14 protein-coding genes are annotated in these 12,993 nt (G+C 60.5%); 5 read left to right on the top strand and 9 right to left on the bottom strand.

The annotated features are described in order from the left end of the window. The 3 genes from OXG98_17800 to OXG98_17790 form a co-directional block, all read left to right on the top strand. Positions 1 to 243: hypothetical protein (locus OXG98_17800; protein ID MCY3773865.1), on the top strand; the 243-nt coding region annotated here is incomplete at its 5' end. 85 nt (positions 244 to 328) lie between these two features. Then, the gene (locus OXG98_17795; protein MCY3773864.1) at positions 329 to 1,585 is read left to right on the top strand and encodes a 4-hydroxy-3-methylbut-2-enyl diphosphate reductase; all 1,257 of its coding nucleotides are present in this window, start codon (positions 329 to 331) and stop codon (positions 1,583 to 1,585) included. An 82-nt stretch (positions 1,586 to 1,667) separates the two neighbouring features. Then, a complete protein-coding gene (locus tag OXG98_17790) occupies positions 1,668 to 2,534 on the top strand; it encodes a sugar phosphate isomerase/epimerase (protein MCY3773863.1) in 867 nt (288 codons plus the stop codon). Between the two features lie 76 nt (positions 2,535 to 2,610). Here OXG98_17790 and OXG98_17785 read toward each other — a convergent pair whose 3' ends face one another. The 9 genes from OXG98_17785 to OXG98_17745 form a co-directional block, all read right to left on the bottom strand. After that, positions 2,611 to 3,576 (bottom strand): Gfo/Idh/MocA family oxidoreductase, encoded by a 966-nt coding sequence (locus OXG98_17785; protein MCY3773862.1) that lies wholly within the window; start codon positions 3,574 to 3,576, stop codon positions 2,611 to 2,613. Between the two features lie 71 nt (positions 3,577 to 3,647). Then, a complete protein-coding gene (locus OXG98_17780; protein ID MCY3773861.1) occupies positions 3,648 to 5,402 on the bottom strand; it encodes a SpoIIE family protein phosphatase in 1,755 nt (584 codons plus the stop codon). A gap of 224 nt (positions 5,403 to 5,626) precedes the next feature. Next, positions 5,627 to 6,472 carry an RluA family pseudouridine synthase gene (locus tag OXG98_17775; protein MCY3773860.1) on the bottom strand — a complete coding sequence of 282 codons (846 nt, stop codon included), beginning with the start codon at positions 6,470 to 6,472 and terminating at the stop codon, positions 5,627 to 5,629. Next, on the bottom strand, positions 6,453 to 6,929 hold the full coding sequence (lspA, locus tag OXG98_17770; protein ID MCY3773859.1) for a signal peptidase II: 477 nt from the start codon (positions 6,927 to 6,929) through the stop codon (positions 6,453 to 6,455). Before lspA ends, OXG98_17775 begins: the two co-directional genes overlap by 20 nt. 19 nt (positions 6,930 to 6,948) lie before the next feature. Further along, positions 6,949 to 7,323: a TraR/DksA family transcriptional regulator gene (locus tag OXG98_17765; protein MCY3773858.1), complete on the bottom strand. Its 375-nt coding sequence runs from the start codon at positions 7,321 to 7,323 to the stop codon at positions 6,949 to 6,951. Then, positions 7,313 to 8,065 (bottom strand): hypothetical protein, encoded by a 753-nt coding sequence (locus tag OXG98_17760; protein ID MCY3773857.1) that lies wholly within the window; start codon positions 8,063 to 8,065, stop codon positions 7,313 to 7,315. The genes OXG98_17765 and OXG98_17760 overlap by 11 nt, the downstream gene beginning before the upstream one ends. Positions 8,066 to 8,153: 88 nt before the next feature. Beyond that, complete coding sequence (locus OXG98_17755) at positions 8,154 to 8,648, bottom strand: DivIVA domain-containing protein (protein ID MCY3773856.1); 495 nt, start codon at positions 8,646 to 8,648, stop codon at positions 8,154 to 8,156. A gap of 31 nt (positions 8,649 to 8,679) precedes the next feature. Continuing rightward, positions 8,680 to 9,504, bottom strand: a complete 825-nt coding sequence (locus tag OXG98_17750) for a YggT family protein (protein MCY3773855.1) — start codon at positions 9,502 to 9,504, stop codon at positions 8,680 to 8,682. Positions 9,505 to 9,557: 53 nt separating this feature from the next. Continuing rightward, positions 9,558 to 10,247, bottom strand: a complete 690-nt coding sequence (locus OXG98_17745) for a YggS family pyridoxal phosphate-dependent enzyme (protein ID MCY3773854.1) — start codon at positions 10,245 to 10,247, stop codon at positions 9,558 to 9,560. Between the two features lie 206 nt (positions 10,248 to 10,453). Here OXG98_17745 and OXG98_17740 point away from each other — a divergent pair, with 206 nt between their 5' ends. Together OXG98_17740 and OXG98_17735 are read left to right on the top strand one after the other, a co-directional pair. Further along, complete coding sequence (locus tag OXG98_17740; GenBank protein MCY3773853.1) at positions 10,454 to 11,995, top strand: YifB family Mg chelatase-like AAA ATPase; 1,542 nt, start codon at positions 10,454 to 10,456, stop codon at positions 11,993 to 11,995. Positions 11,996 to 12,115: 120 nt separating this feature from the next. Continuing rightward, positions 12,116 to 12,993 (top strand): hypothetical protein (locus OXG98_17735; protein MCY3773852.1); only part of this gene is annotated, 878 nt, incomplete at its 3' end.

Here is a 12,993-nt window from a genome sequence, read left to right as displayed (position 1 = left end):
CGCGGACCGTCCGCCCGGGAGCTTGTCCTGCGGCGCGGGAACGAACTGCCGGGATTACAGGGCGCCTACAACGCCGCGGTGGAAGCCCTGTACGAATTCCGGCGGCTGCATATCGAGTACGCTGCGCTGTACGTGCTCAAACCCGGACAGCAAGAGAACAAGGGGCATGTCGGCACCGGGGGCACCCCCTTCACGGTATATCTGAAAAAGCATATCGACGAGACCCTCGCGCACCGCATTTAGCCCCGAAAGCCAAAACAGTTGCCCCGCCGGGTTCTCCGTGTTAGATTAGAGTACCGGTAAAGACCATATCCACAAGGGCTTAGCGATGGCACGCCAGTTCGACATCCCCAGTTACTACAAGAGCGAGATCACCTCCCGGATCAAGCAGGGACGGCGGCTGGTCGATCCCAAGAAGAAGAACCTGGCGCCCTCCATATTGGATTTCGGCAGCGTCCGGTTCATTTTCGCCCGGCACTTCGGGTTCTGCTACGGCGTGGAAAACGCCATCGAGATCGTCTACAAGACGCTGGAGGAAAACCCGGACAAGCGGATCTTTCTGCTCAGCGAGATGATCCACAACCCTAACGTCAATACCGACCTCAAAGCCCGCGGCATTCAGTTTATTCACACTACGCTGGGCGAGCAACTCATACCGTGGGATGAACTGATCCCGGACGATCTGGTCGTCGTTCCCGCCTTTGGCACCACGGTGGAAATCAAGGAGATGCTGACCCGCCGGGGAATCGACTTCTGTACCTACGACACGACCTGCCCCTTCGTCGAGAAAGTCTGGACCCGGGGCGGGCAGATCGGCCAGCAGGGATTCACGGTCGTCATTCACGGGAAACCCCGGCACGAAGAGACGCGGGCGACCTTTTCCCACAGTGTCCAGCAGGCCCCGACCGTAGTGGTCCGGGACCGGGAAGAAACCCTCTTACTAGCCGATATCATTACGGGCAGGCAAAGCCGGGAACGGTTCTACGAGGTGTTTGGCGAAAACTGCTCCGAGGGGTTCGATCCCGCGCTCCATCTGAACCGCGTGGGCGTGATCAACCAGACCACCATGCTCGCCAGCGAGACCCACGAGATCGCGCGGCTGATCAAAGAGGCGCTGGAGGAGCGGTACGGCGCCGAGCGCATCGCCGACCATTTTGCCGACACCTCGGATACGCTGTGCTACGCGAGCAACGAGAATCAGAACGCCACCTACGCCATGATCGAACGGGGGGCGGATGTGGCCCTCGTGGTCGGCGGTTACAACTCCTCCAACACTTCCCACCTGGTGGAGCTCTGCGAAAAGACGATCAGCACCTTTTTCATCAACAGCAGCAAAGACATCCTGTCGGATAGACAGATCCGCCACTTCGACCTCGAGACCAGGTCGATCGTAGCGACCATCGACTGGCTCCCGGCCACCCGGCCCGTCGATGTCATCCTGACCTGCGGGGCTTCCTGTCCCGATATCATGCTGGACGACGTGCTGCTGCGCATTCTTTCGTTCTTCCCCGACGCGCCGGAGGTGTCGGAAGTCCTCGCCGACTTCGAGCATACCGTCCTCCATCCCGCGGTTTCCGCATCGTGAGCCGCCGGGCCGTCTGTTGACCGGCGGACTGCCGCATACCCAACCCCAAAGGGACCGGACTACTGCAATTCAGAGGCGTACCATGCAGATCGGGGTAAGTTCTTACAGCTACAGCAGGCTGATACGCAGCGGCGAGATGACGGAATTCGACGCGATCCGGAAGACGGCGGAGCTAGGATATGACGTGATCGAGTTTTCCTCGCTGCACCCGCCCGGGGGGCAGGCATTCGAACGATACGCCCCGGACGTGCGCGCGGCCTGCCATGAGGCCGGTCTCCCCATAGCCAATTACACGGTCGGTGCGGATTTCATCAACGGAAGCGGCGGAAACTGGAAGGACGAGGTGGAACGGGTGAAGGACGAGGTGCGTATCGCTCATCTGCTCGGCGCGCCCGGCATGCGCCACGATGCCACACGGGGATTTACAAACGGCCATCCCGGCGGACGCTCATTCGACGACGCGCTGCCCATCCTCGTTCCGGCGATCCGGGCCGTGACGGAGTTCGCGGCGGATCTGGGCGTCCGGACCATGGTGGAGAATCACGGGTTGTTCTGCCAGGACAGCGAACGGGTGGAAAAACTGGTCAATGGCGTGAATCACGAGAACTTCGGCGTACTTATCGACATGGGCAACTTCCTGTGCGTGGATGAATCGCCGGACACTGCCGTGGGCCGCCTGATTCCATACGCCTTTCACGTCCACGCCAAGGACTTCCACACCCAGCCGGGCACGGCGCCCGACCCGGGTGAGGGCTGGTTCCGGACGCGGGGAGGCAACTATCTCAAGGGCGCCATCGTCGGCCATGGCGAAGTGCCCGTGGCGTCCTGCCTGCACGTCCTTTCTCGGCACGGTTACGATGGCGTGCTTTCCATCGAGTTCGAAGGCCTCGAGCATCCCGTCGATGGCGTTCGCATCGGGCTCGACAACCTCAGGCGCTACCTGGGGTAAACGGCCGGCAGTCCGGGCGTTTCCGGCACGATCTAACCAAGGGTGACGCCGGCAATCCGGGCGTTACCTGCACGATCTACCCGAGCCGGACGACCTCGCCCGTCTCCATGGATTCGTTCGCAGCCAGGGTGACGGCGAGACTGTTGACCACGTCGCCGTAAGCCGACCGGATCAGCGACGGGCTTCCTTCTTCGATCGCCTGCAGGAAGAGTTCGTTCTCGAGCTGGTAGGGGTTGTTTCGGCCCGGATACCGCACTGTTTCGTCTTCGCGTACGACCTTCAGGCTTCCTCCGCCGATCTTCACGGTCAGACCGCGGGCTATGACCTCCAGGGCCGTCCCATACCCCTGTTCGGCGACACAGGAAGAGAGTATCGTCGCCACGGCGCCGTTCTCAAACGTAAGGGATACGGTGCTGGCGTCCTCCACGTCGTAATTGGGCAGATCTTCCATCCGCCCCTTCGTTCCGGCCGCGTAAACGCTGACGACTTCACCCATGAGGTATCGCGCGCAGTCGTACACGTGCGTGGTCTGTTCCACGATCTGGCCGCCCGACTTGGACTTCACGCGCCACCATGGCGACCCCGGCGTGTTGCCGATCCAGTAGCCGAGGGCCAGGGCCGGACGCACGCCGGCCAGCAGTTCCCGCGCCTTTTGCGTCACGTCCAGGTAACGCCAGTTGTACCCGACGCAGGACAGGACGCCGGTTTCTTCGACTTTTTCCGCGATGCTCCGCGCGGTTTCCACGTCCAGCGCCTGAGGCTTCTCGACGAACAGGTGGAGATTGCGGTCCAGCACGGCGAATTCCGGGTCGCCGTGGGCAAAGGGCGGGAGGCATACGTACACGGCGTCCAGCTGTTCTCTGTCCAGCATTTCACGGTAGTCGGCGTAGGCGCGCCCGCCGCAGCGGTCCGCCGCGGCCCGGGCCCGGTCGATCAGGATATCTGAAAACGCCACGAGTTCCGCCCGATCGATTTCGGGCAGGAGCCCCAGGTGCATGCCCGCGATACCACCCGTTCCGATAAAACCTATACGAACGCCCATTCCCTTTCCTCCAAGGTTCCTGACGCGTGAAAAGCGATGGCAGGACATGCCCCTGCCCGCTCATCTGTAAACTAATACTCCCGCTTGACCACAATCATGGTCGTGTCATCGTCCTGGCGTCCGTTGCCTACGAAGGCCCGCCACACGTCGATCACGTGATCCCTGATCTCCTCGACCGGACAGGCATGGCAGTCTTTAATCGCCTGTTCGAGCCGGTTGATACCGAATATCTCGTCGTCCTCGTTGGATTTCTCGATGAGGCCATCCGAGTACAGGACCACGACGTCGCCTTCGCTTAAGTACACGCGCCCGTCCTCGAAACTCGCGTCCTCGAAGGAACCCACGATCAGGCCTCCTGTGTACAGGTTGACCGTCTCACCGGATCTCCGGCACAACAGGGGAGGCGGATGGCCGGCATTGCAGTACACAAAGGTCATTTCCTGCATGTTCGCTATGCCGTAGAACAGGGTCGCAAACCGATCGGCGGAGGTGACCTCGTACAACACCTCGTTCACGTGGCCGATCACGTAGCTCGGAAGGTATACATAGTAATTGGCATATTCGTGGAAAGAAGTGTAAAGCGAAGCCATGGTCAGCGCGGCGGGTATGCCCTTGCCGACCACGTCGCCCACGGCCACGCCCAACTGCTTGTCGGAAAAGGGGATGAAGTCGTAGAAGTCGCCGCCGACTTCCCTGCTCGGTTCGCTGTATACCGCCAGGGACAGTCCGGGCACCTCGGGCACGGCGCGCGGCAACAGGGCGCGCTGAATTTCACCGGCGACCTCCAGCTCCCGGTCCAGCAGCCTGCTTCGCCGGGCGTCGTCGAACAGACGCGCATTCTGTATGGCGATGCTCGCCTGCGAGGCAAAAGCTTCCAGCAGGGACTGGGCTTCCTCGTTGTAGGCGTTCACCCGGTCGTTTTCAATGTTGAAGACTCCGATGACCTGGCCGCCGGAAAGCATGGGAACGGCCATTTCCGACTTCGTCTCCGGCCGGTGTTGCACATACCGATCGTCCCGGGACACGTCAGGCACGATGATCGCCTTGCCTGTCTCGGCCGCGGAACCGCTGATGCCCTCGCCCATCTCGAGGTTGATCGCGTCCCGGTCGGACGCATACCCCCGGACAGTCCGTTCGACAACCGCGTTCCGGTCTTCGTCCAGCAAAACGATGGCCGCCGCGTCATAGGGTACGACGGTATGCAACGCGTCGATGATCAGATTCAATACCTCGTTCAGGTCCAGCGAACTGCTGATCTTCTTGCCCACTTCGTACAGCGCGGTGCGATGCAGCATTTCCTGCCTGGCCAGCCTGAAGTGCAAGAGCCGCGCAACGGTATAACCCGCGTGTCGCGCCAGGGAAATGGTCACTTCCAGGCGTTCGGGGTTGAATGCAGTCTGATCCGGGGCCGTGGTCGCAAGCATTACGCAGTGGAACCGGTCATCGATCTGGTGATGGAACAGTACGGCTTGTCCGGCCAGGGGTTCCTGGCCGTCCAGGATGCTTACGGGCCATTCCATTTCGCCCGGTTCGTCGATCAGGCGCGTGCTGGGTTGAGAGCGCAGCCAGGCCAGCAACGCCTCGACCTCCGCGGATGCTACGGGATGGACGAATCCGCAACTGGAGGTTTCGAAGACGATATGATTCGATACACAGTCCACCATGAAGAAACGGCATGACTCCGCGCCGGACAACTCCAGGGTAATCTCTTCTATGGCGGCGGACAGGTCGGTTTCTCCCGTTGCGGCCGTCATTCGGGTCAGCCCCTCGACCACACGGTGCCACAGGATATCCGAGCGTGTCTCTGCTACTGACGATTCCAGCATGATATTCAGGGCCTGGTGTCCGCATCCGCGGACGGTCTCCGGATTGTTCCCACCCGTTTGGACAGGGAGAAACGCTCAATTGCTGCCGGATAGTAAGGCGACTGCCTGTCGCATATCGTCGGGTACGGGCGCCTGGAAGGAATGGTTCCGACCCGAGTAAGGATGGATAAACTCCAGTTCGGACGCATGCAGCGCCTGCCGCCGCATGACATCCAGCATCATTCTCAACCTGGGGCGGCGTTGGGGCACGATTCTGGCCAGCCGCTTGACCCGTCCACCGTAAACAGGATCTCCAATGATGGGATGGCCCAAATGGGCCAGGTGGACCCTGATCTGATGCGCCCGGTTTCCAGGTCCAGGGACAGCAGCGTCCCGTCCTCCATTACGCTGCGCACTCTGAAATGCGTGACGGCCCGGCGGCCTCGATCCGTTTCGACTACGGCCATCCGCTGTCTGTGCCGGGGATGCCGCCCTATCGGTGCGTCGACCGTACCCGATGATTCCGCGGGACAACCCCAGACCAGGCCGGTATATCCGCGCCGGACACGGCGTTCGGCCAACTGGCGTGAAAGCAGCGCATGGGCGTCTTCGCGTTTCGCCACGATCATCAGGCCGGACGTATCCTTGTCCAATCGATGCACAATGCCCGGCCGGATTGGATCTTCAAATTGCTTCAGGCATTTGCAGTGGTGCAGAAGCGCGTTTACCAGCGTCGATCTCGCGTGGCCGGCTGCGGGGTGCACGACCATTCCCGCCGCCTTGTTTACCACGACGAGCGCATCGTCTTCAAAAATGATATCCAGCGGAATGGATTCCGGTTCGGCGCGGGAGGGGGCGACCCCGGGTACCGTCACGGTGACGATATCGCCTTCGGCCACCTTGTGACCACATTTTCTGACGACAACCGAGTTAACCGAAACTCCACCGTCCCGTATCCAACGCTGGATTCTGGACCTCGTCACCGGGAGGTCTGTTTCCGACAGATACTGGTCCAGGCGCCTCAGAGATTGATCGGACGGCACCACGGTTTCGACGAAGGATCCCTCCCGTTCATCCGGAAGGCGCTTCATCGTTCAGGATCCGGTTTATGGCGGACAGCCGGGTGAAGAGCAGGATGATTCCGATGGTTACGGCGGAATCCGCGACGTTGAAAATGGGCCATCGGTAGGCTCCCGCTCCGATATCGATGAAATCCGTGACCTCACCGTAAAGCGCGCGATCGATCAGGTTCCCCAGGGCGCCTCCAAGTACGGTCATGATGGCGTACCGGCCCCGCCGCTCGGCAACGGGAAGCCGGGCGAGATAATAGATCATCACGGCGCACGCGACGATCGAGAGGACCAGGTAAAGCCAGCGCCCGCCGAAAGTGATCCCGAAAGCCGCCCCGGGGTTGCGAATATACGTAAACTGAACCACATCCCCGATGAGGGGATAGGACTGGTACAGCGTCATCCACTGCTGAACGGCGATCTTCGTAAGCTGGTCCAGGATCACGATCCCGGCGCAGACGATGACCGGTTTTGCCAATGCGTGCTGTCCGGAGATGTTAAATCAGTCCTCGTTCTTCCTTGGATTTACATTCGATGCACATGCGGGCGTGGGGTACGGCCTCGAGCCGTGCCTTGCCGATTTCACCGTTACATACGTAGCAGCGACCGTAGGCGCCGTTCTTGATTCGTTCCAGGGCCTCGTCGATATGAAACAGGAATCTGCCCTCCCGCGAAGCGAGGTCATAGGCCTGTTCCTGCTCCATGGATTCGGTACCCTGGTCTGCCGGGTGTTCCGAAAACGGATAGCTTCCCGCGACATCGCGTGCCGCGGAGTTAATCGTCTTGTCTCCGAAATAACCCAACTCGTGCAACAGCGTTTCACGCTTCTCGAGCAGGAGTTTTTCGAATCGCTTCAGATCTTCACCCGTCATCCATACCTCCACGACAAAGAAGACATTGATTGATGAGTTCCGCCACCCGTCCGTAATCCCCGCTTCGCGCGGGCATCGACGAACATAAGGCATTTCCGTCGCCCGGCCAACCCTTTTCAACGACACCCACCGCGGCCACCGGCAAACAGCAGTGTACGGCCGCGATCACTTCATCCACCAGACCTTCGCCGACCACATCGATCCCCGCCTGCATACACGTGTCCGGTTTATCCCCGGTCCGGCCGACCCGTCCGTACACCACGCGCTGCAAATCAAGTCCCATCGACGCGGCGCCCCGTTGCAGGCTGAACGTCCAGCGCGCGTCATAGGGCTCGCTCATGTCAGGATACCTCAGGCCCAGTCGTTCGTCGTTCGGTCCCCGAAGCGGATTCTCGCCGGTGCAATTGACATGATCGTCAATGATGACGAAAGTACCGGCTTCCAGCCTATCCGTCAGTGCGTCACATCCAACCACTATGACCAGGGCCTCGGCGCGCAACATCCGCAGAACCCGCACCGCATCGATTCTGCGTTCCGGGTCCGGATCGCTTCCAAAGGAAGGCAGCAGTGCCGCCCCGGCCTGGTACACCGTTTCGAAGGGTGTCCAGGACGGGGAGGAATCCATCGCCTCCCAGGGCAACACGGGCGAAGATCCACGCGGAAGCATCAGGCCGACGATCCTGTTTCCCCGCAGGCGGTCGCCCACCCTGCTCGCCATCATCGAAATTCGGTCGTACGTCATCTTGGTGCACGGGGCTGGCCGACCTGGCTGTGCCGGCCATGCTGACTGCGGTAATCGAGTCGACACCCGGATTCAGTCTGGTCCGGGACTACGGCGCGAGATCCAGGGTCGATTTCTGCCCGTTTTCGTTCTCCGTGCTTCGCATAGCCTCAAGTTGTTCCTTGTGGGACTCCAGCAGAAACCTGAATTTAACCTCGTAGTCCTTTCTTAAAGAGGTGAGTTCCCTGAGTTCCCGCTTGATTTCGGAGACTTGGCTGTTTGCGTCGGCTATCCACCGGTCCGCCTGGTTTTCCGCTTCCTTCAGCACGTTTTCCGCTTCTTTCATGGCGTTGGCCTTCATGTCGTGTATGACCCGCTGCGCGGACACCAGCGCGTCTTCGAGCAGCTTCCGCCTCCGTCCGATATCGGTTAGCTCGCCGTCCATCTCCGCCAACTTGCCACGCAGGGATTCATTTTCTTTGACCAGCGTTTCAAAGGCGCTGGCGGCCGTGTTCAGAAACGCCTCCACTTCATCCATGTCATAGCCGCTGACCCAACGCAATTTGAATTTCCGACTCCGTATTTCCTCCGGACTGATGTCCATGCATTCACCTCTTTTCTGGTTCGCACTCCCGTCAGAGCCGAAGCAACAGGGGCAGGAGACTTACCTGGATAAACCTGAGTATCAGAATAGCGATCAGCGGCGAAAAATCGATTCCGTACGTAGTCGGCATTATTCTGCGTATCGGCGCCAGAATGGGATCGCTGTACAGGATGAGCATTTGAAAGAGCGCGTTGCCCGTGTCCGGGTTGAAGAACGAGAGCACGGCGCGGACGAGTATCACGATAAAGAGCACGTCGAATATGAAGTCGATCAGGTAGACGATACTCTCGAGGATCGTGCCCGCCGCGGAATCGTCCGCCTGCGCAACCAGCGCGCTCGCCTGATACAGTACGAGGCCATGCAAAACACCCAGCAGTACGATGCCCAGCAGCGCGGAAACGTCCGGCCGGCCTATCTGGTAGCCAGTGACGCGGCGGATGGGGGCAAGGAAGAAGTGGGCTATGTTGTGCATCATATGGCCGGACTGGCTGAAGGCGAATGGAGACTCGATAGAGATGAAAAAGGCGCCGAGGAACAGGATGGCGAGCACACGCGCCACAAAATCGAACACATCCAGCAATCCGGAAGCCATGGAGGCGGATATGGGGACGCCCATGATGACCGTCACGAGGAATCCCCGCACGATCACGAGGGCGATTATGGCAAACACGGGCGACCAGTCGAAACGGGGTTCGCCACGCATGACGACCTGGCGAATGGGGCGCAACACCGGCTCTGTCGCCGTGTAGAGACCCCGCTGAATCGGATTCTCGCTGAAGGGGCTTGCGGCCGGCATGAACAGTCGAAGACCGAAGGCCAGCATGTAGATGTTTATGATAAACTCGATCAGTCCCATATGGAATCTCGCTCAACCACCCAATCCGGCGGCGGGTTCGCCCCGGTGGCGCGTCACGCCCGGCGTGCGCCGAATATGGCCGTTCCCACCCGTATCATGTCCGCGCCTTCTTCTATGGCTACCTCGAAGTCGTGAGACATGCCCATGGAAAGTACGTTCATGCCAACGCCCGTAATACCGGCGGACGCGATGCGGTCTCGCGTTTCCCTAAGCAGCCTGAACGCAGGCCGGGCATCCTCCGGATCGGCCGTGAACGCCGGAATCGTCATCAGTCCCCTGACGGACAGTCCGGAAAGGGTCGACAACTGCTCCGCGAGTTCCAGGGCGCGGTCCGGTTCAACGCCCATCTTGGTTTCCTCCGACGAGGTGTTGACCTGGATCAACACGGGCATGATCCTTCCGGCGGCCTGCAGCCGGCGGTCAAGTTCCCGACCGAGCGAAAGGCGGTCGACGGAATGAATCATGTCGAAAGCCCGCGCGGCGAACTTTGCCTTGTTCCGCTGCAATGGGCCGATCAGGTGCCACGTCGCTCCGTCGTCCGCGCGGATTTTCTCAAGGGCCTCCTGCACCCTGTTTTCACCAAAATCCGTGACACCGGCCCGCCGAGCTTCTTCGATCATCGGCAGGGGCTTGGTCTTCGACACCGCAATGAGGTGAATGGATGAGGCCTCGCGGCCGGCTCGTTCGGCGGCCCTGGATATACGGTCGTAGACCCGGGCCAGATTGTCTTTGATCGTGGACAAGAGATCAGCCTCGCCGAGAAACCAGTCTGTTAGTATATGTGATCCGCGACTCTGTGGCAACAGAAATCAGTAATAGTCTCGATTGCGGCAGGATACGAGATTCAATCCCTTCTCACCGACTGAAAGAAGCGTAAAGACAGAGATTGCAGGCGCGGATTTGTCTGCCGGTCAGACGGGGACGTCAGTTGCGCTGGAAGGGGGCCAGTTTGCTATCGCGTGTTTCAAGCGGCGCCGTGCACGGCATCGACGCCATTCGCGTGGTCGTGGAAACCCATATCTCGAACGGCCTCCCGCACTTTTCCACGGTCGGGCTGCCGGACAGCGCCGTGCGGGAGAGCAAGGACCGCGTTGTGGCGGCAATCAAACAGTCCGGTTTTACCTATCCGTACCGCCGGATCACCATCAACCTCGCGCCCGCGGACGTGCGAAAGGCGGGTACATCCTTCGATCTTCCCATCGCCGTGGGCATACTCGCGGCGTCGGCGCAGTTACCGGTCCAGTCCCTCGAAGATACTGCCCTGCTGGGCGAGTTGTCGTTGAACGGCGCCCTCCGCCCGGTCAGAGGCGCGCTGCCCATTGCCCTGGCCGCGCAGCGCCTGGGCGTGCGCCGGTTGATCGTTCCCCGGGAGAACGCGGAGGAGGCCGCGATGGCCAGGGACATCGACGTGTACGGCGTGCCGTCTTTGGCGTCCGCGGTCCGTTTCCTTCAGGGCCGGGAGGGTTTCAGTCGGTTCAGGAACGATACGGATCGACTCCTCCCGTCCAACGTGGAGTACCCCTTCGATTTTGCCGAAGTCAAGGGCCAGGATCATGTGAAACGGGCCATTGAAGTGGCCGCCGCGGGATCGCACAACCTGCTGCTCATCGGCCCACCGGGATCGGGGAAAACCATGCTCGCCCGCTGCGTGCCGTCCATACTCCCCGATTTCACCCTGGAAGAGGCGTTGGAGACCACCAAGATCCATAGCGTGGCGGGCAAGATACCGTCCTTTGCCCCCTTGGTCACATCCAGGCCCTATCGCGCGCCGCATCATACCATCACCGAAGCGGGACTGATCGGCGGCGGACGCAATCCGAAACCTGGCGAGGTGCCGCTCGCCCACAACGGCGTGCTGTTTCTGGATGAACTGCCCGAATTCAGAAGGCACGTGGTCGAGTTGTTGAGGCAACCCCTCGAAGAGGGGAAGGTCACCCTGGCGCGCGCTTCCCGGTCCGTGACCTATCCCTCGCGGTTTACCCTCGTCGCTGCAATGAATCCATGTCCATGCGGATACTTCGGTGATCCCGGGCACGAGTGCACTTGCCTGCCTACTCAGATACAACGGTACATGGCGCGGGTTTCGGGACCGCTGCTCGACCGGATCGATCTGCACATCGAGGTGCCCCCGGTACCGTACAGGACCTTGAGCAACGGCACCCGCGGTGAATCCTCAATTCTTATCCGGGAACGGGTAAACCAGGCCAGAGTGCGCCAGTTGCGGCGGTTTTCTGATCATGTCGGAGCCTTCGGCAATGCGCACATGATCCCCCGGGATCTGCGTCGCTACTGCAGGATGGATACCAGGGCCCACAAACTGCTGCGAAACGCGATCGCCCGCCTGGGTTTGTCCGCGAGGGCGTACGATCGAATCCTGAAGGTCGCCAGAACGATAGGCGACCTGGCCGGCAGGGAAGAGATCAACGCGGAGCACGTGGGCGAAGCGATACAATACCGGTCGCTGGACCGGGGCAAATGGATGGATGTCTGAACAGGATACGTCGTCTATAAACAACTTTGAATCCACCCGGATCCGTGCTATAGTAGATACAGCAGAAAGGACGGTTGCATCGCGCAGGCATACTGCCGGGACGCCCGGGGGTTTGAGTTCATGTCCATATGGAAAACGAGGCTGGCTGTTCTCGCCGCCATGCTCCTCTCGAGCACAGGGTGCGGAAATCCGGAGGGGGCGGATCCCCCCGTCGCCTTCTCTGCGGAACGTTTCGCGTCCCTGGTGGATACCCTCTCCGAACCCGGCGGGTATTTCGACAGCGACAACATCGTTTCAAACGAGGCGGGTTATCTCCACGTCAAGCAGACGCTCAGCCGGCTTGGCGTCGAGGACGGAGTCTACATTGGCGTGGGGCCCGACCAGAACTTCACCTACATTGCGCAGATCCGGCCCCGGTACGCCTTCATACTCGATATCCGCCGGGACAACCTCATCGAGCACCTGCTTTATAAGGCTATTTTCTCCCTGGCGGAATCGCGTGCCGAATTCCTTTCCATCCTCTTCAGCAAGCCCGTTTCAAACGCCGGATTCAACGCCGTGACGCCCGCGATCGAAGAACTGGTGACGTATTTCGACCGCACGGACGGCGACGAAGTTCAATTCCGTCGCAACCTGGAACGCATTCAGGCGCAGATAGGTACTTTCAGGGTCGCGTTGAGCGGCGATGAGATCCGGCGCGTATCCGAATTGTATCGCGCTTTTTTTGAACGGCACCTGGACCTGAGATGGGAGTACCGGTCGGACGGAGACCGCGGAATCTCCTTTATTACCTACAGGACATTCCTGCTGGGCCGGGACCTCGCGGGTGCCCATGGCAATTTCCTGGCTTCGGACGCGGACTACCGGTTCATCCGGGACATGCAGGCGCGCAACGCCATCATACCCGTCACGGGAGACTTCGCGGGCAGCCACGCTCTCAGGGCCATTGGGAATTTCGTGAGGGGAAGAGGAGATCGCGTATCCGCGTTCTATCTATC

This window comes from Gemmatimonadota bacterium (assembly GCA_026706345.1).
Taxonomy (GTDB): Bacteria; JAAXHH01; JAAXHH01; order JAAXHH01; family JAAXHH01; genus JAAXHH01.
The sequence above is the reverse complement of the archived record's forward strand: the minus strand, read 5'-3'. Positions and strand labels throughout refer to the sequence as shown.